22 protein-coding genes, 1 tRNA gene and 1 pseudogene are annotated in these 22,937 nt (G+C 39.3%); 8 read left to right on the top strand and 16 right to left on the bottom strand.

What is annotated here, in order from left to right:
- Positions 1-73: 73 nt before the first annotated feature.
- Together WFH18_RS12665 and WFH18_RS12660 are read right to left on the bottom strand one after the other, a co-directional pair.
- Positions 74-655: an MATE family efflux transporter gene (locus WFH18_RS12665; RefSeq protein WP_228277095.1), complete on the bottom strand. Its 582-nt coding sequence runs from the start codon at positions 653-655 to the stop codon at positions 74-76.
- Between the two features lie 3 nt (positions 656-658).
- Positions 659-1,450: an MATE family efflux transporter gene (locus WFH18_RS12660; protein WP_253147576.1), complete on the bottom strand. Its 792-nt coding sequence runs from the start codon at positions 1,448-1,450 to the stop codon at positions 659-661.
- Positions 1,451-1,717: 267 nt separating this feature from the next.
- On the opposite strand from WFH18_RS12660, the gene WFH18_RS12655 reads away from it, so the two are divergent.
- Positions 1,718-2,155 (top strand): PaaI family thioesterase, encoded by a 438-nt coding sequence (locus WFH18_RS12655; RefSeq protein ID WP_004279054.1) that lies wholly within the window; start codon positions 1,718-1,720, stop codon positions 2,153-2,155.
- Positions 2,156-2,190: 35 nt separating this feature from the next.
- Here WFH18_RS12655 and WFH18_RS12650 read toward each other — a convergent pair whose 3' ends face one another.
- Positions 2,191-2,646 carry a hypothetical protein gene (locus WFH18_RS12650; protein ID WP_004731657.1) on the bottom strand — a complete coding sequence of 152 codons (456 nt, stop codon included), beginning with the start codon at positions 2,644-2,646 and terminating at the stop codon, positions 2,191-2,193.
- 236 nt (positions 2,647-2,882) lie between these two features.
- On the opposite strand from WFH18_RS12650, the gene WFH18_RS12645 reads away from it, so the two are divergent.
- A tRNA-Asn gene (locus WFH18_RS12645) sits at positions 2,883-2,958 on the top strand.
- A gap of 195 nt (positions 2,959-3,153) precedes the next feature.
- Here WFH18_RS12645 and WFH18_RS12640 read toward each other — a convergent pair.
- The 11 genes from WFH18_RS12640 to WFH18_RS12590 all read right to left on the bottom strand — a co-directional run bounded on the left by WFH18_RS12640 (position 3,154) and on the right by WFH18_RS12590 (position 12,484).
- The gene (locus WFH18_RS12640; protein WP_004279057.1) at positions 3,154-3,807 is read right to left on the bottom strand and encodes a tRNA-(ms[2]io[6]A)-hydroxylase; all 654 of its coding nucleotides are present in this window, start codon (positions 3,805-3,807) and stop codon (positions 3,154-3,156) included.
- A 13-nt stretch (positions 3,808-3,820) separates the two neighbouring features.
- Positions 3,821-4,546: a pyridoxine 5'-phosphate synthase gene (gene pdxJ / locus WFH18_RS12635; protein ID WP_004731660.1), complete on the bottom strand. Its 726-nt coding sequence runs from the start codon at positions 4,544-4,546 to the stop codon at positions 3,821-3,823.
- Positions 4,547-4,559: 13 nt separating this feature from the next.
- On the bottom strand, positions 4,560-5,270 hold the full coding sequence (recO, locus tag WFH18_RS12630) for a DNA repair protein RecO (protein WP_004731661.1): 711 nt from the start codon (positions 5,268-5,270) through the stop codon (positions 4,560-4,562).
- A gap of 11 nt (positions 5,271-5,281) precedes the next feature.
- Positions 5,282-5,479 carry an NF038104 family lipoprotein gene (locus WFH18_RS12625; RefSeq protein ID WP_004645619.1) on the bottom strand — a complete coding sequence of 66 codons (198 nt, stop codon included), beginning with the start codon at positions 5,477-5,479 and terminating at the stop codon, positions 5,282-5,284.
- A gap of 36 nt (positions 5,480-5,515) precedes the next feature.
- Complete coding sequence (gene era / locus WFH18_RS12620) at positions 5,516-6,544, bottom strand: GTPase Era (RefSeq protein ID WP_004279061.1); 1,029 nt, start codon at positions 6,542-6,544, stop codon at positions 5,516-5,518.
- Entirely contained in the window at positions 6,544-7,242 is a 699-nt protein-coding gene (gene rnc, locus WFH18_RS12615) for a ribonuclease III (protein ID WP_004279062.1), read from the bottom strand. The genes era and rnc overlap by 1 nt, the downstream gene beginning before the upstream one ends.
- The gene (locus WFH18_RS12610) at positions 7,214-7,585 is read right to left on the bottom strand and encodes a DUF4845 domain-containing protein (RefSeq protein WP_004731664.1); all 372 of its coding nucleotides are present in this window, start codon (positions 7,583-7,585) and stop codon (positions 7,214-7,216) included. Before WFH18_RS12610 ends, rnc begins: the two co-directional genes overlap by 29 nt.
- A gap of 23 nt (positions 7,586-7,608) precedes the next feature.
- A complete protein-coding gene (gene lepB / locus WFH18_RS12605; RefSeq protein WP_004731666.1) occupies positions 7,609-8,436 on the bottom strand; it encodes a signal peptidase I in 828 nt (275 codons plus the stop codon).
- 20 nt (positions 8,437-8,456) lie between these two features.
- Entirely contained in the window at positions 8,457-10,274 is a 1,818-nt protein-coding gene (lepA, locus tag WFH18_RS12600) for a translation elongation factor 4 (RefSeq protein ID WP_004731667.1), read from the bottom strand.
- Between the two features lie 250 nt (positions 10,275-10,524).
- Positions 10,525-10,977, bottom strand: coding sequence for a thioesterase family protein (locus WFH18_RS12595; protein ID WP_181953440.1), 453 nt, complete (start codon positions 10,975-10,977; stop codon positions 10,525-10,527).
- 121 nt (positions 10,978-11,098) lie between these two features.
- Positions 11,099-12,484 (bottom strand): Do family serine endopeptidase, encoded by a 1,386-nt coding sequence (locus WFH18_RS12590; RefSeq protein ID WP_164542955.1) that lies wholly within the window; start codon positions 12,482-12,484, stop codon positions 11,099-11,101.
- A 229-nt stretch (positions 12,485-12,713) separates the two neighbouring features.
- On the opposite strand from WFH18_RS12590, the gene nadB reads away from it, so the two are divergent.
- Positions 12,714-14,348: an L-aspartate oxidase gene (gene nadB, locus WFH18_RS12585; RefSeq protein WP_164542956.1), complete on the top strand. Its 1,635-nt coding sequence runs from the start codon at positions 12,714-12,716 to the stop codon at positions 14,346-14,348.
- Between the two features lie 108 nt (positions 14,349-14,456).
- Here nadB and WFH18_RS12580 read toward each other — a convergent pair whose 3' ends face one another.
- Together WFH18_RS12580 and WFH18_RS12575 are read right to left on the bottom strand one after the other, a co-directional pair.
- A complete protein-coding gene (locus tag WFH18_RS12580; protein WP_164542957.1) occupies positions 14,457-14,873 on the bottom strand; it encodes a PaaI family thioesterase in 417 nt (138 codons plus the stop codon).
- Positions 14,874-14,969: 96 nt separating this feature from the next.
- Positions 14,970-15,281, bottom strand: a pseudogene (locus tag WFH18_RS12575) (dTMP kinase); the annotation flags it as partial.
- A 168-nt stretch (positions 15,282-15,449) separates the two neighbouring features.
- Here WFH18_RS12575 and WFH18_RS12570 point away from each other — a divergent pair.
- The 5 genes from WFH18_RS12570 to WFH18_RS12550 are packed head-to-tail and all read left to right on the top strand — an operon-like array spanning position 15,450 to position 22,727.
- Positions 15,450-16,253: a deoxynucleotide monophosphate kinase family protein gene (locus tag WFH18_RS12570; protein WP_138742587.1), complete on the top strand. Its 804-nt coding sequence runs from the start codon at positions 15,450-15,452 to the stop codon at positions 16,251-16,253.
- Positions 16,246-18,450, top strand: coding sequence for a hypothetical protein (locus WFH18_RS12565; protein WP_336754967.1), 2,205 nt, complete (start codon positions 16,246-16,248; stop codon positions 18,448-18,450). Before WFH18_RS12570 ends, WFH18_RS12565 begins: the two co-directional genes overlap by 8 nt.
- Positions 18,443-20,473: a tyrosine-type recombinase/integrase gene (locus tag WFH18_RS12560; protein WP_167513711.1), complete on the top strand. Its 2,031-nt coding sequence runs from the start codon at positions 18,443-18,445 to the stop codon at positions 20,471-20,473. Before WFH18_RS12565 ends, WFH18_RS12560 begins: the two co-directional genes overlap by 8 nt.
- Complete coding sequence (locus tag WFH18_RS12555) at positions 20,470-21,447, top strand: hypothetical protein (protein WP_138743294.1); 978 nt, start codon at positions 20,470-20,472, stop codon at positions 21,445-21,447. The genes WFH18_RS12560 and WFH18_RS12555 overlap by 4 nt, the downstream gene beginning before the upstream one ends.
- The gene (locus tag WFH18_RS12550) at positions 21,447-22,727 is read left to right on the top strand and encodes a tyrosine-type recombinase/integrase (RefSeq protein WP_138743293.1); all 1,281 of its coding nucleotides are present in this window, start codon (positions 21,447-21,449) and stop codon (positions 22,725-22,727) included. Before WFH18_RS12555 ends, WFH18_RS12550 begins: the two co-directional genes overlap by 1 nt.
- Positions 22,728-22,937 lie beyond the last annotated feature (210 nt).

Raw genomic sequence — 22,937 nt, 5'->3', positions numbered from 1 at the left:
CGATGGATGTCTGGTGATTTGTAGTCATAAATTTTAGTCCCCACTTGTTTTTAAGTGGGGACTAAATTAAGGCTTATAGGACGAATTCATAAGGTGTGTTCAGCGGACGCTTACGTCGTATTCGCTTATAGCTCAAGTATTTAATGAGCAAACAAACAAAACATAGACTTGCTGCAATCGTGTACGCAATACTCAACATCCACCAAAACCCATGAATCCCTAATGCATTGCTTTGCCAATTGAACAGTGTCATTGGATGATACGCCACATACCAACTACCCTCTAAGCCCACGACCAACACCGTACTGATAAAAATAAACATTGGTCTGACAATTTCACGCCAGCAACGTAGCATTGCCAAACTAATCACCAGTAGCGCATCAAAGATATGCATCCAACACATTAACAAGATCAATGCCAAGGCTAATGCAATCACCTGCGCATCATTGCTAAATAACCCCACAATCCAACTATCTAAGCCCCAAATAGTCAATACGACAACGATAGCTATTAGCATCACAGCCATCAGTGCCCGCTTACTGAGTTGCCATGCAGCATCAATCTGCTCCGCACCGATTTTAGTCGACACCAAAATACCGAAGGCGGATGCCATCGACATCGGCAACATAAACATCAGGCCCAATAAACCAAGCATCACCTAATGTGCATTCACTACAATGTCACCCAAAGGCAAGATCAGCAAAGCAATCGCGCTGATGGCAAATACATCCACAAAAGTCACCACCGCATTGGGCAATCCAATTTTTAAAATTTTCAACAAAGTCTGCCAGTGAAAGAAAACACCAGACCACTGGATCTTTAACTTCTGCTCAAGGAAGAAAAAATAGTAAACAAACAACAGTACCCACTGCACAATTAAATGTGCCATGAATGCACCTTCAACCCCATAGCTTGTAACATAACCCTCAATGCCATAAATCAAGACATAAGCCAAAGCCACTTTGAGCAGTAAATAGATCATATTGGCGTAAAACACACGCTTAGCCTGCCCACAGGCTTGGGTGAAAATATATAAAATACGCAACAATAAATGCGCTGGAATCGTCCAAGCCAACAGCCACAGACATGGCACAATCAATGCCTGTAAGGCCGCATCTGCCTTTAAAAAATAAAGTAAAGGAGTCGCATGATTAAACAAGTACATCGCAACAGCAGAAATCACCAGTACAATCAAAATACTTTGCTTCACGATACGTTGTATATCCGCATAATCCTGACGTCCATTGGCTTCTGCCAGCTCTTGCATCATGCCCTGTAACACCCCAATACCCGTCACAAAGCACAAAGAATAAACAGACAAACAGACTGCCAATGCAGCCACATGCTGAGGTGAAAAATGTGATAGAAAAATCACGTCGAACAAACTACTGAGCATAATAATGGCATTACTGAGAAAAATAGGCACCCAAAGATGCAGAAACTGTTTCATCACCCTATCACTCGATTTTTTAATTCTTTTATAAGATTCGTTTTTTTTGGCAGATTATTTAGATCTGAGATATTTCATTAGAAATGTATACCAGTATCGTGCCATAAATTATTCTATTTCTTATTTTTTATAAAAATGATTTTACTCAGGTGCAGGCAATGCACTTCTTACAAAATAATCCGCCATTCCTATACCAGATTGCTATTATCGATGTCACAATTTTGAATTAAACCTCAATAACTCAAGAATAATGAAAGGAAAAGTACAATGAACCCAAAAGAAATGAGCGGTTTAGCATTACTGGAAGCGATGCGTGATGAAAAAATCCCGGCCCCAAGTATTAGCGAAACCATGTCGATGCAACCAGCAGTGATTGAAAGCGGACATGTAGAATTTAAGGTCAAAGCTGATCATCGACATTTAAATCCGCTTGGCGGCGTCCATGGTGGTTTTGCTGCAACCGTTTTGGATACCGTGACAGGCTGCGCGATTCATACTTTACTTGAAGCAGGTGTCGGTTATGGCACCATTGATCTGAATGTAAAGATGTGCCGCCCTATACCTCAGAATCAGCCACTGAAAGCCGTAGGAAAATCAATTAATCTCAGTAAAAATTTAGGTATTTCTGAAGGTCAGATTCTGGATGAAGAAGGTCGCCTGTATGCTCATGCCACTGCGACCTGTATGATTATTCGGACTGAATGAAATTGCTAGCCTGCACAACTCATCAGGTAATTCATTTAAATAATACTGCTTTTCGCCTGCCCCGCTTCAACAAATGACAAGCGTGGTCGAGTTAAGCCTTGAAACTCAAAATAATGCTTGGAAACATTGGCTAATTCCACATCTTGTGTTTGTGTTATTGAGGCTTGCCACGCTTTAGACTGATTGGTTCCCGTCAAAAGATTCCCAGAAATGGCATAGATATAAAGATCTTTGTCTCGCTCTTTCAGATAGTCTGCATTCAGGAAAACTTCAAAGTTAAATTGACGTTCAGTTTCTACCAACCATTTTTCTGCAAACCATAATTGCAGCAAATCACCTAAATAAAGTGATTTTTGCGCCAAGGGCCATAGCGTGATATGAGCGTCTTTAACCGGGATATAATACTGTGCAGGATCAGCAATAATTTGCAGATAGTTTTCTTGATAATAAGCCAGTTGAGAGAAAATTTGAGGGATGCTGAGCGTATTCATTCGCTGTCTCCGGTTTAGCCATTTTTGTGCTGGCAAGTAGGTTTAAATCCACACTGTTTGACCATTTGGTCAAACGACTTTATGGTTTTAATCTAGCAAGTGAAATTTATTCTGACAAGTATTTTTCGTGAAATTTATGCAATTGCCTAAATTAAAAACAGACAGGCTGTATTTATAATAAATATGATAATTTTTACTTGACCCCTGTCAAAATCTCTCTATAATCGCTTTCAGATTCTCCAATAGCTCAGTCGGTAGAGCGACGGACTGTTAATCCGCAGGTCCCTGGTTCGAGCCCAGGTTGGAGAGCCAAATTCAAGAAAGCCCACTCATAATGAAGTGGGCTTTTTTATTACTTAAAATTTGACGGCTTGTTATTTTCAAATATTTAAAATAAATAATTATTTTCAATCCCTCATAAAACTCGATATATAAATACCCCTCTTTTAAAATTTCGAGATATAAAAAATCCCCCATAGATGGAGGATTTTTAAGCTGTCACCGAGATTAAGCCGCTTGAGCCGGCACACCGCTATGAAAACGGAAAGTTTCATCAGGCGCGAGAATTAGCTGTTTTTCAACTTCACGAATATGCAAGATTCGCTCCTGAATATCCTCTTTCGGATTTTTCAGTTTCGCCGTGGTTGCCACATCCATCGCCAAAGCCAGATAGTCTTCAAAATGGCGAGATTCGGACTTGAGCAGATAACGGTAGTAACGTGCTAACTCATCATCAACACGCGAAGCAAGTGCGTAGAAACGCTCACAGGAACGTGCTTCCACAAAGGCACCAATCACCAAGACATCAATCAAGGCTTCAGGTTCAAAAGTCCGGATTTCTTTGCGTAAACCACCAGCATAACGCCCTGCACTCAAGTTCTGCCAAGCCTGACCGCGCTTGTTCATCAATTCAAGTACTTGCTCATAATGCAGCATTTCTTCACGTACCAGCTGCGCAAGCTTCACCTGTAGATCAACAAAATAACTATAGCGGAACATCAGGTTCATGGCAGTGCTAGCTGCTTTTTTTTCACAGTTGGCATGATCTTGCATTAAGATTTCAAGATTTTCGACCGCCATATCTAGCCATGCTTGCGGTGTTTCACAACCGAGGAAAGCAATCACTGGCTGCATCAGTTCATCATAATTAATATTCGACATAATTACTCTAATCTTAACGCGCTGACTTAATCACGGCTTTCATTTGCTGAACCGCTTGTGCCAGACCGACAAATACCGCATCCGCAATTAAAGAATGACCAATATTGAGCTCATGAATCTGCGGAATCGCGGCGATTGGCGTTACATTATCCAGATTTAAACCATGACCTGCATTCACCACCAGACCTTTAGATACAGCATATTCAGCACCTTTGATAATACGTTCAAGTTCCGCCTGTTGCGCTTCTGGAGTTTCTGCATCGGCATAGGCGCCTGTGTGAATCTCAATCGTCGGTGCACCACAAGCAACTGCTGCATCAATTTGTGCAAAATCAGCATCAATAAATAAAGATACATCACAACCAATGGCTGCCAGCTCTTGAGTCGCGGCTTTTACAGCATCAAAATTACCCACGACATCCAGACCACCTTCAGTGGTCACTTCCTGACGTTTTTCAGGAACAAAACAAACATGCTGTGGCTTGATTTCCTTGGCAAAGGCGATCATTTCATCTGTTACCGCCAACTCAAGGTTCATACGGGTTTTTAACGCAGGACGCATACGACGCACATCGTCATCCTGAATGTGACGACGGTCTTCACGCAAGTGCAAGGTAATGCCTTCTGCCCCTGCCTGTTCGCAGATCAATGCAGCATTGACTGGGTCTGGGTACGTCGTACCACGTGCTTGTCTTAATGTTGCGACATGGTCAATATTGACACCAAGTAATGCAGCCATAATCTTTTCCTAACTACGATTGAGATTGAGAGTTTTGAATCCAGAGTTGTCGACTTTTTAATGGTCGATCACCAAGCAAGGCCGTGATCACCTGTCGATACAGTTTCGTCAGTAATTGTAACTGTTCCGGATTAAAATCCCCACCATTTTCATGCGTCAACATGCTTAAAATCTGTTGACCGGATAGGGTGGAGCGTAAGGCTTTGGCCGATGGCATAAAGCCAGCATTGAGCTGAAAATAATAGTGCTGTTGTGGATCAATCTGCGCCTGATTGGCATCTACCGAAAAATCCAGACCATAACCGAGTTCTTCCAGCAAAACATGCTCAAACTGGCGCAAGATCTGTTTTAAATATAAATTTGGATTAGATTGTACGGATAATTGCTGTAATGCAGTTAAGGTCTCAGCATATTTGGCAAAAGTTTGCGGCATTTCGACTTCTAAAGGACATAACCGCAACAGGATTTCATTCAGATAAAAACCCGAAAAAAAGGCATCGCCAAAAAAGAAAATCGGCTGATTGACAATTTCCAGTTTAGTAAAATTTTTGAGTTCGGATTTACCTGAAGCTTGCAAACGAATGGGCTGATATTGCGGTGGTGGCATTTGCCTGAGAATGCCGTCTACCCTGCCATATTCTTGGGTAAATAAATGCACAATATGACTGCGTTCACGGTACTTACGATGATGAATCAGATAGCCATGCAGTACTTCGTTACGCATAAGCGGGTACTTTAATCCTTATCTTTTTTTGATTTTTTATCATCTTCTTCGTCATCCCCATCCGGGATCACTGCGCCCACAACAGCCGCTGTACCTTTCACTGCGACTTTTGTGGTTTTATAAGCCACCTTGACAGGAACCGTGACCACTTTATGAATACAGCCTTGCAGAAATAAAACACATGCAACCACTGCCAACACTTTCATCATCACAGATTCCTCGAAGGGTCTTATCAAGCTTATCGCTTAGATATCACTATAACCTAAGCTTTTTAATGCACGTTCATCATCAGACCAGCCACCTTTGACTTTCACCCAAAGGGTTAACATGATTTTCTGTTCGAACATTTTTTCCATGTCGAGACGCGCATCCATACCGATTTTCTTCAGTTTGACACCTTTCTCGCCAATCACAATGGCTTTTTGGCTCGGACGATCGACAAAAATCGTGGCATCAATATAGGTACAGGCAGCTTTCATACGACCCGTTTTTTCATTCAAGACCGGCTCTTCAGTTTTGAATGATTCGATCTGAACGGTCAAATCGTATGGAAGCTCTTCACCCAGCTGACGCATGATCTTTTCACGGATAATTTCAGACGCCAGGAAACGCTCTGAACGATCGGTCAGTTGATCCAGTGAGTATAGTGGTGGCTGGAACGGAAGATACTTGGCAATCGTGTCACGTAAATGTTCAAGATTGGCACCACGAAGCGCAGATACCGGTACGATTTCCGCAAAGTTCATCAGCTTTTCGCGTTCACGAATCAGCGGCAAAGCTTCGTTCTTGTTTTCAAAAGTATCGAGCTTGTTGATCACCAGAATCACTGGCATTTCAGCATTTTTCAGCTTTTCCAGAACCAGGTCATCATTTGGCGTCCACTTTTGTGCATCCACTACGAATAAAACCAGGTTCACATCGCGTAAAGCCGAATGTGCCGCACGGTTCATCATTTTATTGATGGCACGGACTTCTTTTTTATGCATCCCCGGTGTATCGACAAATACCGCCTGAGATTTTTCACGTGAATCAATCCCCACGATTTTATGACGTGTAGTTTGTGGTTTACGTGAGGTAATCGAAAGTTTTTGACCCAGAATATGGTTCATTAAGGTAGATTTACCCACATTCGGGCGACCTACAATGGCAACAAAACCACTACGATAATCCGATGGGATCTCGGTGCCTTGTGCACTAAAAAATTGACTAATAAGGTCGTGACTGTCGCTTTGCGACTCGTGATCAGCATCAATGTGATCGGAATGAGTAGTCATTAAGACTTATGCTCCAAAAGTTTCAAAATATCCGCCGCAACGGCTTGTTCAGCAAAACGCCGGCTCGCGCCTTCGCCTTGCATGGTCGGCAATCCCGCAATCTGGCATTCCACTTTAAAATGCTGATTGGGTGCATCACCTTGAATATCTACAACCTCGTAAACTGGGAGAGGTTTCTTACGTGCTTGTAAATACTCTTGTAAGCGAGATTTAGGATCTTTAAGCTGATCTGTCGGCTCAATATGATCTAAATATGGTTCGTACCATTTTAACACAATCGGTTCTAGCACGGTGAGATCACCGCAGTCGACATAGATTGCGCCAATAATCGCTTCTACCGTATCTGCCAGTATAGACTCACGATGATGACCACCAGATTTCAATTCACCGGTACTGAGAATTAAATTCTGACTCAGTTTTAAATCATTGGCGATTTTTCCTAATGCTTCCTGACGAACCAGGGTCGCACGCATACGCGTTAACCGGCCTTCATTTTCGCTTGGATAGGCATTAAAAAGATAATTCGCAATGATCATCCCTAAAAGAGAATCGCCCAGAAATTCCAGGCGCTCGTAGTTGTGTTTATGACTGACTGAACGATGAGTCAATGCCAGTTTCAGCAAATCAGCCTGTTTGAACTGATAGCCGATCCGTTTGGCAAGACGTTCATCATTTAGCTTTGACTGTGCTTTGATCAAACTCTTTCTCAAACTTCATCACTAAATCGATATTCATTATGAAATTTTTACGAATTTCATAACTCTTGTGCACCTGTAAACCATCGGTATTGGTGACTTTGGCAATTTCGTCAAACTTTAGATCACGAATATTATTCATTTCTAAACGCTGACTCATCTGTTGACGGAATTTTTCTGGCGTTATATTGGCTGGAGCACTTTTTAACAGCGCCTCAATCTCACCATCTACCATACGATCATCGAAGTATGGTCCCCACACCGCAATCGCCACTTTTGCAAGAAATGCAAAGCCCACGATTGCAAATAAAACCCCAATATAAGAAGCACCTTGTTGATGTCTCATTTTTATTTTCCTGATTGAAACAATTAATCGATTGTTCCGTTTCGACCAAACGATGGCAATTTAAAGCCAGGTTCTTTATGCATCCAGATATAGAAGGCACGACCTGTTAAGTTTTCTTCCGGAACAAGCCCCCAGAAACGACTGTCAGCACTCTGATCGCGATTATCCCCCATCGCAAAGTAGTGACCTTCTGGCACTGTTACTTCCCAATATAAACCATTTTCACCTGAATATTTACCATTTTCCAGATAGTTAATATAAGGTGCCTGACGAGCAACATTCACCCCTTCCAGCTCACGCATGGTAAAAGTATGCTCGCCCAGGGTTTCTTTATGATAAATAGCTGTCGGTGTATCTAAACGGTCTTTTTCGCGGCTAAATTCTACTGGAACTTTCGCTACTTTTTCACCATTAATGCTCAACTGGCCATGATCATAAACAATATGATCGCCTGGCAAGCCGACAATACGCTTGATATAACTGATAGTCGGTTGCGGTGGATAACGAAATACCGCTACATCACCACGTTCTGGACTGCCGGTATCAATAATTTTGGTATTGACCATAGGCAGTTTGATGCCATAGTCAAATTTATTCACCAGAATAAAATCACCGGTTTCCAGCGTCGGCACCATCGAATCGGATGGAATATTAAAAGGTTCATATAAAAACGAACGCAGTACCAGCACAATCGTCAGTACCGGCCAAAAGTCATAAGCCCAGGTGATAATGAAATTCTCATGGCCTTTGCCTCGGGTTTGTCTTTGTTTCAAAACAAACTTGTCTAGCAACCACACTGCAACAAAAAACAGGGTCGCAGGCACAAGAATCAAATTAAAATCAAAATCCATGGGCTTATATCCTTATTATTTTAGCGTTCGACTTTTAATACGGCTAAGAACGCTTCTTGCGGGATTTCTACACTACCCACCTGTTTCATGCGTTTCTTACCTTCTTTCTGTTTAGACAGAAGTTTTTTCTTACGTGACACGTCACCACCATAACACTTCGCCAATACGTTTTTACGCATCGCTTTTACAGTCGAACGGGCAATGATTTGTGCACCAATTGCAGCCTGAATCGCCACATCAAACATTTGACGTGGAATCAGGTCTTTCATTTTTTCAACCAGCGCAATACCACGATGACGTGCATCATTACGGTGACAGATCATCGCCAAGGCATCGACTTTTTCCCCATTGATCAAGACATCTACTTTGACTAAAGATGAGCTTTCAAAACGGACAAAGTTATAGTCCAGTGATGCAAAACCACGTGAACAAGACTTCAATTTATCAAAGAAGTCCATGACCACTTCGGCCATTGGAATTTCGAAAGTAATGGAAACCTGATTCGCCATAAACTTCATGTCTTTTTGCACACCACGGCGCTCAACACATAACGTCATGACGTTACCCAAGTATTCTTGCGGTACCAGAATATGACACTCAGCAATCGGTTCACGTAAATCTTCAACCGTTGAACCATCCGGCATTTTGGATGGACTGTCGATATAAATCGTCTGACCATTCTTCATCACCGCTTCATAAATTACGGTTGGCGCAGAAGAAATCAGGTCAAGATCATACTCGCGTTCCAGACGCTCCTGTACGATTTCCATGTGCAGCATGCCCAAGAAACCACAGCGGAAACCAAAACCGAGCGCATCTGAACTTTCAGGTTCAAAGAACAAGGCCGAGTCATTGATTTGCAGTTTATGCAATGCTTCACGGAAAGGTTCAAAATCGCTGGCATCAATCGGGAATAGACCGGCATAAACCTGCGGTTTCACCTTTTTAAAGCCCGGTAATGTTGCCACTTCAGGTGTCGCTGCCAGAGTAATCGTATCACCAACCGGTGCGCCGAAAATATCTTTAATACCAGCAATCACAAAGCCAACTTCACCCGCTTCCAGCATACCGGTTTCAGTATGTTTCGGGTTAAAGATCCCCACGGAAGTAATGATATGCGTTTGACCGGTTGATTTAATCAACATTTTGTCGCCTTTACGCACACGCCCCTGCTTGACCCGAACCAAAGAAACTACACCAAGGTAGTTATCAAACCATGAATCCACAATCAGCGCTTGTAACGGCGCTTCGCGATCACCCTCAGGTGCAGGAATTACATTGACCAGTGTTTCAAGCACACCTTCAATACCCAAACCTGTTTTTGCAGAACAGGTCGGCGCTTCTGTGGCTTCAATCCCGATAATGTCTTCAATTTCCTGAATGACACGTTCAGGTTCAGCTTGCGGCAAGTCGATCTTGTTCAGTACCGGAAGTACTTCCAGACCTTGTTCAATTGCGGTATAGCAGTTAGCAACAGACTGTGCTTCTACGCCCTGCGCAGCATCTACAACCAGCAAGGCACCTTCACAGGCAGCAAGGGAGCGTGAGACTTCATACGAAAAGTCGACGTGCCCCGGCGTATCAATAAAGTTCAACTGATACTCTTGACCATTAGGATGAGTATAGTACAAGGTTACCGAAGTGGCTTTAATGGTAATCCCACGTTCGCGCTCAAGCTCCATTGAGTCAAGGACTTGAGCCTGCATTTCACGATCTTGCAAACCGCCACAGGTTTGAATAAATCGATCCGCTAGAGTCGATTTACCGTGGTCAATGTGCGCAATAATCGAGAAGTTACGAATGTTTTTAATATCAACAGATTTTTTAGCTTGCGCCATGGGTTACCTTGAGAAAAAACACGCTATGTAATTTAAAAATATTACATAACAAAAGCCGAATAGAAATTGCGAAGGATTATAGCAGAATGGTGATCTAGAAAAAGAATTATATTTTTTCCTTTATTCTCTAGGTCGCGTACACCTCAGTCAGATGAAGTCTGGATCACCATGATTAGAAAATAGCTCCCCAACTCCACTTCTTTCCCAATATTATCCAGATGTACTGATCAAACTGGAAAATGTTGTCTCATTAATCCAGATGTAAAGTTGAAAAATCAAAAGGATTTACATGTTCTGAAAGTGGCTGATAAGCCTGGGTAAAAGTTGGTGACATGCGTTTTGGGCGCCCTGTGGCCATTTCAATACAGGCCCATTGCGTACTTCCGGTAAATAATAGGGTTTGATCCTGTGGCCGATAGAATGCATATTGTCGAAATGAATACAGCGCGTTGATATCGTTGAGCCAGGTTCGCAAAATAATTTCATCGCCTTCGAAAGCGGCCTTGCGATATTGCACCTGATGTTCAACCGCCACCATGGCATGTTTCAGTGCCACATATTCCTTCAATCCCAATCCCAGCTTTTCAATATGGGCTGTGGCGACATCCTGCATCCATTGCACATAGATCACATTGTTCACATGGCCCAATCCATCAATATGTTTGGCTTGAACCTTTAATGCAAGATCAAAAATACCGCTCACTTTGCTCTTATCCTTTCCATGATTTTTAAGGCTATAGAGTCTACCGAATTTATCGCTAAGGTAAATTGCAAAAAATAAAAAACCGCTTCTACAAGCGGTTTTTCAAGAAAATCTAGCAATTTTATGAGATACGCATCCCGACCACCGCAAGCTGCCCCTGACGAATCAAGGTGACACGCGCGATACTACCCTTTTTCAGTTCAGACACCTCTTGTACAAACTGATTTGAGTTCAGTACTGTCTGGTTATTAATTTGAGTGATCACATCATTCGGCATAATTCGTGCCTGTGCTGCAATACCACCCGGACGTACATCCTGAATCACCACACCACCTTTGATTTCCAGACTCGCTAACTCTGCTGGACTGAGGTCACGAATTGAAACCCCGATCACTGGCCCTTTGTTTGGTTGAGCCTGTGTGCCTGCTTTTGCTGGCGTATCATCTGGTGCCGCGCTTAAAGTCGCTGTAATACTACGACGTTTATCATCACGTAAGATTTCAAGTTGTACCTGCTGCTGAGGTGCAGTACGGTTCAGATAGTTCAACAGTTCACTGGTACGTGAAATTGGGGTACCGTTGTATTTCAAGATGACATCACTGGCACGCAGACCTGCACGTGCAGCCGGAGAGTTTGGTGCAACCTGAGTTACCAGAGAACCTTCTGGTTTAGGCAGGTTATAAGATTCGGCCAGGTTACGGTCGATATCCTGTAAACTTACGCCCAGATAAGAGCGGGTCACTTTACCATTCTTCTTCAGTTGATCTGCAACTTCCATTGCCACATCAATCGGAATCGAAAAGGATAAGCCCATATACCCACCGGTTCCACTAAAGATCCGTGAGTTGACACCGACTACTTCACCACGCTGGTTAAACAGAGGGCCACCTGAGTTACCCGGGTTCAATGCTACATCTGTCTGAATGAAAGGTACTGCAGTTTCACCCATCATATTACGCATTTTGGCACTGACAATTCCGGCAGAAGCTGAATAATCAAAACCAAATGGCGAACCAATTGCGAGTACAGGCTCACCAACACGTAAGCGTCCTACATCCCCTGTCCGTAATTCTGGAAAATTCGAGCCATTAACTTTAAGCAAAGCTACGTCAGTTCGTGCATCACTCCCAACAACAGTGGCATCAATTTCCCGACGGTCATTCAGGGTAATGGTGACTTTGGAAGCATCTTCAACCACATGATGATTGGTCAGCAGATAGCCATCCTTGCTGATAAAGAATGCACTGCCATAACCGGTTTTTTCCTGTGGCATACGCTGCTGCGGAATAATCACCTGATTGCCAAAAAAGCGGCGCAGAATTTCCGGCACTTGTTGTTGTAAGAGCTCTTCTTCGCTCATTTTTTTAACGACATTGACACTGACCACTGCAGGACTGACCTGCTCGACCAGATTTGAAAAATCAACCGGCGTTACAGCCTGCAACTGTGCAGCACTCATGGTGAGAGTGGCTGCAAATAATCCTTTTTTTAAGTCTAGAATTTTCATATAAATTATTCACTCAAATTATTGATAAATTTATGTAAATAGGTTTTATCACAAACACTGTAAAGTTTAAGTAATAATATGTTTCAATACTTTATTCTGGGCAATATCTCATTATTAAAGCATTAAGTTAAGGCTTTGATTAATTTTTTTCATCAATAAATGAGCACTTCAATGCTTGCCTTTTGTACAAAAAAGCGCTGTTATTACCAAACTTTTTTAAAATTAGCTGATGGACATGTCTAATTTATCCCTTACCCATCAATTTGACGTCATTATTGTGGGCAGTGGCGGTGCTGGTTTAAGTTTAGCCTTATCGCTCCCAGATCATTTTAATATTGCAGTCTTGGCGAAATCTACCCTGACAGATGCCAGCACTTTTTATGCTCAAGGTGGCGTGGCCGCAGTACTGGATGAAATGGATTCGATTGAACAACATATTGATGACACTATGATTGCAGGTGTGCAACTGTGTGAAATGGATGCGGTTAAACAGACGGTAGAAGGTGGCAAACCCTCGGTTGATTTCCTGCTGAAACATGGCGTTCAATTTACCCTCGATGAACAGGAACAATTACATCTCACCCGTGAAGGTGGTCATTCACAGCGCCGAATTATTCATGCGGCCGATGCGACTGGTCGTGCCATTTCCACTACTCTGGTACAACGTGCTCAAGAAAAACAGAATATTAAAATTTTTGAAAATTATATTGCGATTGACCTGATCTGTTCACAAAAGCTGGGGTTAGACGGCGATAATCGCGCGCTGGGTTTATATGTACTGGATGAAAAAACTGAAAAAGTGCATACCTTCTTGGCACCATTTACCGCGCTAGCCTGTGGCGGTGCCATGAAAGCCTATCTTTACACCTCAAATCCGGACATTGCCACAGGTGATGGTATTGCCATGGCCTATCGTGCCGGCTGCCGGGTCGCCAATATGGAATTTAACCAGTTTCATCCGACCTGCCTGTATCATCCACAAGCACGTTCTTTCCTAATTACTGAAGCAATGCGTGGCGAAGGCGCTTATCTGCGCCTGCCTGATGGTGAACGCTTTATGCTGCGTTTTGACGAACGCGCCGAACTCGCACCGCGTGATATTGTGGCACGTGCCATCGACTATGAAATCAAGCGTCTCGGTATTCGTCATGTCTGGCTGGACATTACCCATAAAGATGAAAGCTTTGTCAAAGAGCATTTCCCGACTCTGTATGCCCGTTTGCTTGAACTAGGGATCGATATTACCAAAGACATGATTCCAGTCGTTCCGGCAGCCCATTACACTTGCGGTGGCGTCGTGGTCGATGAAAACAGTCAGACTGATATTGTCGGACTCTATGCAATTGGGGAAACCTCTTATACTGGCCTGCATGGTGCTAACCGTATGGCCAGTAACTCACTTTTAGAATGTTTTGTCTATGGAATGAGTGCAGCCAAGCACATTCAGGAAAATTTCAAGGCCGATCAGCCAGCTCCTGCAGTCCCAGCTTGGGATGATTCTCAGGTGACCAACCCGGATGAGGATGTGGTGATTCTGCAAAACTGGGATGAACTGCGTCAAACCATGTGGAACTATGTCGGAATCGTACGCACGACGAAGCGTCTGGAACGTGCATTACATCGTATTGAAATGCTGAAAAAAGAAATTACCGAGTATTATCAGGATTACCAGGTCAGCAAAAATCTGATTGAGTTACGTAATCTGGTGCTGGTGTCCGAGATGATTGTACGCTGTGCCATGCACCGCAAAGAATCTCGCGGTCTGCATTTCACCCTGGATTATCCAGAGCTGCTACCAGAACTACGCAAAACAGTCCTCGTCCCACCAAATTTTGAAGTGGAAACACCTTTGGTGAATTGTTAAAAGTCGATGGAGATAACATCCTTGGATGATATCTCCTTTTCTTTTTAGATTTTTATTTGCTCAAAGTCAGCTTAGGCTATTTATAGCCAGTCTTCTAATTTCAAATATTTAACGTTGTGGTGGAATTGAATATGTTCCGGTCACATGCGCCACAGGTTCTTCATGATCTATCGAATAAATCCAGACTTCTCCCACGATCAGTGCCTTGCCGACCTTGATCAGCTTACATTCTCCCCGTATATCCGTTCCACCAGAAGGTTTACGTAAAAAATTGATATTCAAGTTAGTGGTCACGGCCAAACCGACCAATCCAATTTCACCCAGAATGGCGACATAAAGAGCAAAATCCGCCAAGGTCATCATGGTTGGACCAGAAACGGTACCGCCTGGACGCAACTCCTCTGATCTCACCTGATAAAGTAGAGTGGCTCCACGCGGAGAAATGGCTTCAATCCGGCACTTCTCCAGGCTTTGTGGAAATTCTTGTTGTAAAAATTGTTCTATCTCTGTTTTGGTCGTTTTCATCTTATTAAAAAAATCTTCTATATCAGTCTTAATATAGAAGATTCTTCACAGATAAACCTAGAGAAAAATTAAATAAAAAGTATTTTAATTCCAAGCTTATTTTAAATAACTTAAGGCCTGCTCAAATACCTGCTCAGGCGTTTGAGTTGCATCCAGACGTTTGATCCGTTCAGGATGACGTTGCCATAAAGTTTCATATCCCGCTCTCACTTTCTCAAAGAAAGTGACTTTTTCCTGTTCAAAGCGATCCAGCGCACCACGTTCACGTGCTCGGTTCATCCCCAGTTCAATCGGTGCCTCTAGCCAAAAGGTAATGTCCGGCATGCGTGCGACAAAGTGGTCATTCAGTAACTGCAACTTGGTTTCGCTCAGACCCCGACCTGCACATTGATAGGCAAAGCTGGCATCTTATATTCCTTTATATTAATTTGTAAACAAAAGTAGTTATATCCTAATACTATATAATGTAAACTATACAAGTATTACCGAAATGATGAACTTCTTTAAAGTCTAAAAGAATCTAGCTTAGAGATGTTTTATAGTAATTGAGCTTAGGTATTAGGAATCAAATTAAAAATGACGCAAATCATTGGACTTGCAGCTGTAGCTAGATCAGGTAAAGACACAGTAGCTTCTATGTTATTAAAACATGAAGGTGTAACCACATATGCTTTAGCCGACCCGCTTAAAATTGGATGCCAAATTTTATTTGGGTTAACTGATGCAGAGACTTGGCATGATAATATAAAAGAAGAAGTAATCCTTCATTGGGGATGGTCACCTAGAAAGTTTTTTCAAACAGTTGGAACTGATTGGCTGAGAGAGTTAAATTCAGATCATTGGTTATTAAGAGCAAATTTGGCTTTCAACCAATATAAAACTAATGAACCTGATAAATCACAACTTGACTTCACTGATCCTAAAGCTCCATTTAAGTTAGCAGCGCAAGCTATTTTTGGAATTACTCAAGAAGAGTCCTGGAACCCTTCATTATTAAATAAAAAAATCAAATATTGGGACATGACACCAAATGAAATGATCGAATTTCTTCAGGATCATGCCCTCAAAGAATTTAGTAATTATCACTTTTTAAGATCTAAAAGACCTTTGGTTCTTCCGTCAAAAGAAATACCCATCTACGGCAAAAAAAATATTGTAATAATCAAAGATATTCGATTTGAGAATGAAGCTGATTTTATTCGTTCTCATAACGGTACAATATGGCACGTTCAGCGAGATAATGCTGCAAAAGTTATAAACCATTCTTCTGAAAAAGGAATAGAAATCAAACGCGGGGATACTATTATTTATAACAATGGTTCCTTAATGGATTTAGAATTACTCGTTGAAAAGGAATGGGAAAAAATTAATCGTGAATGATATAAATATTCGGGGGATTAGATCAGTTGAAACATCTTCTAGTCATGTTATAAAGGCTAGATATTTAAACCTTCAAGGTTTTGATCTTGATAATAAACTTTGCTTTGATTTGCATAGAATGTTCCTTTTTCACTCTAAGGATAGAATTTCTTCATCTGCTTATCTCCTAATTCAAGCAATTGAAACATTCTTTGAATTTATAAATAAATATAATGAGAGGCAGCCTGACAGACTAAAAATAGACAATCTTGCTAAAGTACACTCGGAAATTTTTAGAGCCTATATAAGATATTGTCAAAAAAATAAATTAAGCCTAGAGCTTCCCTCAAAGCTTAAATCAGCAATTGTAGATTTTGCTCAAAACACAATGTTAATACCAATACCTTTATTACCTAATGTCACTGCTTTTAAAACCAAGAGCAAGCCAACAGAACCTTTAGATGAAACTTGTTATAATGATTTAATTAATGCATTAAAATTAGAAATAAATCGACTTTACGAAAAAGTAAACTTTATTGAAAAAGTTAATCAGGTAGAGCCATATACCTTATCAGAAGCTCATTTAGACATAACTCCACCCATGACTAAAGAGCGTGTTTTCGCATGGTATGAGATGATACTCAATAAAGAAATTATTAGTAAACTTACGGTACAAAGCCTACCTATAAAATTAAAAAAATGTATCGATCCTGAACTTTTAGAATTAATGAATCAGCCTAATTCTATAATGATTGATAAATTCAAAGCTATTTATGAAAGAGATAAAGAATTAATAGATACCTCTAAAGAAATTCAACAGCTAAGGAAACAACAAGGGTTTGGATTAAGACACTGGAATTTCGATGTTGCAAGAGGATTAAAAACATTAATTGCTAACGGCTATCCAATGCATAAGACTTTAGATGAAATTAATGTCAAATATGCGGCTGACTCTTGCATAAATAAGGGAGAGTGTGAGGATATTATTCAACTATTAATATTACGTATATCTCGTGCTCAATCTAAATTTAAACACCCTGAAATAGACAATTGGGATGCTTTTTTAGGAATGTATTTTCCATCTATGATTGATGCAGCTGCAATCTACTTAATGCTAGCAATTCAAACTGGCTGGAATAAAGAGACTATTTTATCAATTGACCCTAACAATTATGAGCATGTATTAAGTGGAACTTTGAGTGAAAACCAGTCTATTATATTTTCAGAAAAACATAGAAGCCAAGATTCTAATCTTCCCTACAGTAGTTCAAAGGAGTTTATAGCTCCTAGCAACAAAGATGATAGATATTCGATCTATAATATTATTCAATTAGCAAAAAAGATTACAGCACCTCTTCAGGAGTATTCGTTTGATTATATCCCTATGCACCATAAAGAAGAGGATTTAAACCCTCTATTTATATGCCTTAGATATTGGGCTGACTGGGTTTCTAAAGGAGGAAGACATACTTCATTATCTCAGAATAAAGCTTTTCAAACCGCAATTAAACATTTTATTAACAAGCATGAAATTAAAGAACATGGAAAGCAAATTTCAGCAATTGGTGATCTTACTTTAAGACTTCGCATTACGTGGATGCAAAATAAACGAAAAAAACTTCCTTTAACAGTTATTAGACTGATACAAGGACATACGACCAAAGATACTACAGACCGATATTACGACAATTCTGGTATAGCAAAACAAGATAGAGTAAAACGTTTAAGGATTGAACAAGAAAAAATCGTAACTTTACTTAGGCATCGAGAATTTAAAGGAATTATCGGAACACAAGCTAATCAAAATGCGACTACAAATCTAGGATTAAAAATTTTCCATATTCCAGGACAAAAAAATTCTTTATGGGGGTGTTCTAATCAATATGAACCAACATGGATCGGCTCAGAAAATGAGATTCCTGAGGGAAAAAAATGTTATTCAATTCAAAATTGTATTTTCTGCAAACAAATTCGCCTTTTTGAAGAATCTGTTCCTTATCTAATGGAACGACTACAACATCTAGAAGATTCAATGAGCGATATATATCAGCCTGATTCAACATTGATTGAAGAAAAATTGATTATTGAGTCAATTCTAGATAACTGGAATGATGATGATCATATTAAACAATCCGCACGGTACCAAAGAAAAAATGCGCCTCTGTTACCTAGAAACTTAAATGATTTGAAAGTAATTTTTGAGGATGATTATGCTTGATCTTGATGAATATTTTACCACTGAATCGTTGCTGCAGGATCAAGCTGAGGCTGCTAGTGAAGAATTCAATCATGTTTTACAAACCACTGGAGGGAGAATATCTAGCTCAGTTATTTCACTATCTATAAAACTAAGTGAATATCCTGATCAAGACTTTCCTATTTCTGACTATTCTTCATATAAAGATGATGTATGGTTACTTGAATTTCCCACTGGTAGCAACCCTGTAAAAATCAACTTCAGAAAAGAAGATACAAAATACAATGGCTTAAAACGTGCATTATTATATTACGTAATCCCAGATTTTTGCGCATTTGGCAACATTAGAAGTTACGCCACTACTAGATCTTATAATTCAACTTTTAACCTCTTTCTATCCTATATTTTTCACTATAATCATTTATCTCCAGATGACCCTTCTGATATAGATTGTATTAGTCCAGCTATATTAAACGATGCACTCGATAGAGCAAAAAACAATCAAGACACTCCAAGTCATTATTGTGACCTATTTCGTATCATTAGATTATGGTTATCATTATCTCATCAAGAAGCCATACCGGAGAATTACAGACTAAAGATAAATCCAATATCTGTTGATAATAAACGCCGATCTAAGGATGTTCTTAATCATTTTCAGGGTACATTATCTACTTGGCTGCCATTTTCTGAGGATGAACTCTCAAAATTAATGGAGTATTCATTATTCTGGCTCGAAATTGCATTACCAGAACTGATAAAAGTACGTGATTATATTGATGGCCTAGATTTATCAAATACCAGCCATGCTCCATTCTATTCATGGGCACCAAACGAAGAATTTGAAAGACTTACAAACATTACAATTAATGGAATAAATGTAATGTCTAGCATTAGAAGTTTTCAAAAAACTAGCCTTCAAAGCCATAGTAAGCCCTACGTATATACATGGAAAAATCAATATGCAATAGCTTTAGATCATGTTAGGAATGCTTTGTTTATCTTAGTTGGTCTTACTGTAGGAATGAGAGCAAGAGAAATTGGGCAAATCATGCTAGACGATACCTACAAAGATAAAAATGATGAATATTGGATAAATATTACAAGATTTAAAACCACCAATGACCCAAATTATCAGGGTGAAACCGAAGTAATGCCTATTCCTTATTTTATCGGTAACTGCATAGATTGTTTTAAACATTTAAAAAGCTTATCTAATTTTAATAAGGAAGGTTATTTATTTCAGTCAAACAAAAGCAGAAAAGTACTAAATAATTTCACAAGCGGACAAATTAAGCTCATCACGAATGAAATTAGACAATTTACTGGAATCGAAAGTCCTCATACTCATCGGTTTAGAAAAACAGTAGCTGAAATATTAATTAATAGAAGTGAAAAAAATATCGATTTAATCCGAATGCTGTTTGGACATGAAAGCTATGCCATGACTCTGAAATATATAGCTAGAAATCCTTTTATGGTTAATGCAATTGCAGAAGCTATTGAAGTACATTTTACTGAGGATTTTCATGAGGTAGTACGCAATATTAGAGATGAGTCTTATTCAGGGAAATTAGCCGAAAGAATTGCAAATACAATGATCTCAATTCCAGAAAAATTTGTTGGAAAACAACTTAAACTTCAAATTATGAATTATGTATCACACATGCTTTCTAGTGGAGAGATTTGGTTTATCCACAGATCTGCTTTAGGCTCCTATTGTATTTATAGTGGCGAAATAGAAAAGGATGACCTACTTCCATGCCTTTTAGAAAAAGACAATTTGGGAACTTCTTTAACTCCTGATGTGAATAATTGTCAATTGGATTGTCAATATTGCGTTGTCCTTGAAAAATCGAGGAAAGCTATCTCCGACAACATCAACTTCTATCACTGTGTTTTAGAGTCAACTGATAACATTGGCCAGAAAGCAGAGGCAATGATCCGTAAAAAACTTGCAGCGAATGAAAAACATCTAGAAACCTTAGATATGAATCATCACAAAGTTAAAAAGGCTCTAAAAATGGAAGTGGTACAATTATGAGTTCAACAACAAGATCTAAAATTGTTAATGCTATCATTGAAGAAAATGTAAAAAATCCTAGTGTTAAATTAAAAATACAGGATATCTGTACAATTGTAGATATATCTAGACAATCATTTAATCGATATTATTCTGATTTGAAACCCTATATGAACGGTGAAAAACCTATTAGTGAATTAATTAAGGGTGAGGAGGAAATTTCTTCCGACAAATTATTATCTAGCTACCAATCAAAAATTGTTGAACTTCAGAATAAACTTAATGGGTTAGAAGAAGTCCATAGTAAAGAAATAGCTAAAATAAAAAATAATATGACAACTTCATTAATGAACAATGATCTTACTTCATTTGATGCAGATGCTATTAGATTACAGTTGCAGAAGCAAAGCTTACACAACGACAAACTACTAGAGAAGATCAATACTTTACAGAATGAATTAAGTAAACAACAAATAATGCAAAGTACTAATTCTGCAATCCCCTCTTTCTCTGCTAAATTTGAAGTCTTAGAAGAAAATTTTGAATCGATTTTTAAAAATTATAAAGATACTGACAATATTGACACTTTCGAAGATGAAAAAGATAGTGCTATTAATCGCATAATAACAAAATTGAATAAACTTTCAGTTAATAGAAAAGTAGTTGTTATCATATTTATGGAAAGGTATCTATGCAGTTTTAATAAATTTGTCCAAAATTATGTATTTAATTCCGATACCTTTCATTTATTTGTCAGACTTCCCATCCACTCAAGATCAGAATTAAAATTAATCTTGAAAAAACTAAACAACCAATCAGGAGTACAAATCTACATTCCACATTCAGATTCAGAGGCAATCACTAAATCACAACGTCAATTTTTTTTCAGAAATATCCCTAATTCTGAATTTCAGGCAGCTGATAAACCATTCATACCTTCAGTACAGGATGGTTTTGATAAAGTATGCCAATATCGAATAAATCAGGGGGATTAATGATAACAATACAGTCCATACTGATCGAATATAAAAGCGTCGATACACTTAATGATAGTCAGCATTTTGTCTTAAAAGCTATACTTCCTGGTGATAAAGAAATATTACTTAGCCATCCTAATTTATTTCTATACTACGAAACAAATAGAGCAATTAACACATCCAAGCGGTATGCAAATATCTTAGCTCAATTTTATTCATATTTATCTACAGATGAAAAGTTCCGGGATATTGAGATCAGCAAATATCATGTTCTTACTGATAACCGTGACATCAGAAAATGGCAAATTTATCGTCAAATAAAAAGAGTACAAAAACAGTCTAATAAACCTACTTCAAAGACGATTTTTGAAGATGCAAAAATTATTTTACATTATTTCAAATGGTTACATAATTCTGGATACGTCACTAATGTATCTATAGAGCATAAGAATTGGATTGCTAATTTCAAAAATCAAAGAATGCTTAATTATATTCAACAAACAGCTAAACAGGTTATAGATGCGAAAAATATAAAAGTTCTAGATAAAGAAAGACGACAGAGCTCTTCAAAGTCTCTTATTACAAATGAAGAGATAAAGGCTTTGATTAATGCTTATACTGATCCCGCCTACTCTGCCTTGTTTAAGCTGTCTCTTGGCACTGGTATGCGTCCTATAGAACTTGTCCAATTCCCATACCTTGGAAATGGAGAGAATAAACATATAATGCCATATTCTGAGATGGATAAAGATAATCCCACCATCGGGTTCGAAGTAATAGGCAAAGGGAAAAAGCTTCGAACTGTCAGAATTAATATCAAAGATCTTAAAGAATTAGATAATACTTATATCAAGCCTTTTTACAATGAAAGAAGAAAATTATATCGAGAAAAATATGGAATTGAGTGCCCACCATCAATCTTGTTTTTAAATAAAGTGGGGAAACCTATAACGCCAACAATGATTTCCAAACGCTCAAATGATGCCAAATTAAGAGCAATGAAATTTTATCCAGACTTTAGAGAAAAAATTACATTTTATGAAGCTAGGCATTGGTGGCCCACTATGTTTGCACTTGAGTTTTTTAAGGAAAAGCTTCTCGATAGTTCCTCAGAGGTTCTTTATGCAGCTTTTGCTGAAGCATTAAAGAATCAGATGGGACATGAGGATTTAGAAACCACCTACAAATACTACATTGATATGGCAAGACTAGTATATTCAGCACATCAAAGGACTATTCATGAATTACTTGTCTCACCTCAAAAAACAGTTCAAGAAATGTTAGATGACATGAAATAGCAAAGCTTATTAAAAATTTGCAAAATCAATACTTAATTGAACATCCATTCTCATTCAAGTTGGACACTTTAATAAATTCTTTGATAAATTAAGGTGTCCCAGAGGTGGATCAGGAAATTTGAACAACACTTATAAGTGATATTTTGCTCCCCAAATGATGTTATAAACATCAATATATGGAGTATTTTATGACACGTAGACCAAGAAGAA

The organism is Acinetobacter sp. USHLN143, from assembly GCF_037145695.1.
Taxonomy (GTDB): Bacteria; Pseudomonadota; Gammaproteobacteria; order Pseudomonadales; family Moraxellaceae; genus Acinetobacter; species Acinetobacter fasciculus.
This window is presented reverse-complemented; position numbering and strand designations above follow the sequence as displayed.

Coding starts and splice junctions, on each gene's coding strand:
- WFH18_RS12560 (WP_167513711.1), top strand. CDS start 18,443: ATGCTTGATCTTGATGAATATTTTACCACTGAATCGTTGCTGCAGGAT.
- WFH18_RS12660 (WP_253147576.1), bottom strand. CDS start 1,450: ATGAAACAGTTTCTGCATCTTTGGGTGCCTATTTTTCTCAGTAATGCC.
- WFH18_RS12650 (WP_004731657.1), bottom strand. CDS start 2,646: ATGAATACGCTCAGCATCCCTCAAATTTTCTCTCAACTGGCTTATTAT.
- WFH18_RS12555 (WP_138743294.1), top strand. CDS start 20,470: ATGAGTTCAACAACAAGATCTAAAATTGTTAATGCTATCATTGAAGAA.
- WFH18_RS12640 (WP_004279057.1), bottom strand. CDS start 3,807: ATGTCGAATATTAATTATGATGAACTGATGCAGCCAGTGATTGCTTTC.
- WFH18_RS12580 (WP_164542957.1), bottom strand. CDS start 14,873: ATGAAAACGACCAAAACAGAGATAGAACAATTTTTACAACAAGAATTT.
- recO (WP_004731661.1), bottom strand. CDS start 5,270: ATGCGTAACGAAGTACTGCATGGCTATCTGATTCATCATCGTAAGTAC.
- lepB (WP_004731666.1), bottom strand. CDS start 8,436: ATGGATTTTGATTTTAATTTGATTCTTGTGCCTGCGACCCTGTTTTTT.
- lepA (WP_004731667.1), bottom strand. CDS start 10,274: ATGGCGCAAGCTAAAAAATCTGTTGATATTAAAAACATTCGTAACTTC.
- pdxJ (WP_004731660.1), bottom strand. CDS start 4,546: ATGGCTGCATTACTTGGTGTCAATATTGACCATGTCGCAACATTAAGA.
- WFH18_RS12610 (WP_004731664.1), bottom strand. CDS start 7,585: ATGAGACATCAACAAGGTGCTTCTTATATTGGGGTTTTATTTGCAATC.
- era (WP_004279061.1), bottom strand. CDS start 6,544: ATGACTACTCATTCCGATCACATTGATGCTGATCACGAGTCGCAAAGC.
- WFH18_RS12625 (WP_004645619.1), bottom strand. CDS start 5,479: ATGATGAAAGTGTTGGCAGTGGTTGCATGTGTTTTATTTCTGCAAGGC.
- nadB (WP_164542956.1), top strand. CDS start 12,714: ATGGACATGTCTAATTTATCCCTTACCCATCAATTTGACGTCATTATT.
- WFH18_RS12550 (WP_138743293.1), top strand. CDS start 21,447: ATGATAACAATACAGTCCATACTGATCGAATATAAAAGCGTCGATACA.
- WFH18_RS12665 (WP_228277095.1), bottom strand. CDS start 655: ATGCTTGGTTTATTGGGCCTGATGTTTATGTTGCCGATGTCGATGGCA.
- WFH18_RS12655 (WP_004279054.1), top strand. CDS start 1,718: ATGAACCCAAAAGAAATGAGCGGTTTAGCATTACTGGAAGCGATGCGT.
- WFH18_RS12590 (WP_164542955.1), bottom strand. CDS start 12,484: ATGAAAATTCTAGACTTAAAAAAAGGATTATTTGCAGCCACTCTCACC.
- WFH18_RS12570 (WP_138742587.1), top strand. CDS start 15,450: ATGACGCAAATCATTGGACTTGCAGCTGTAGCTAGATCAGGTAAAGAC.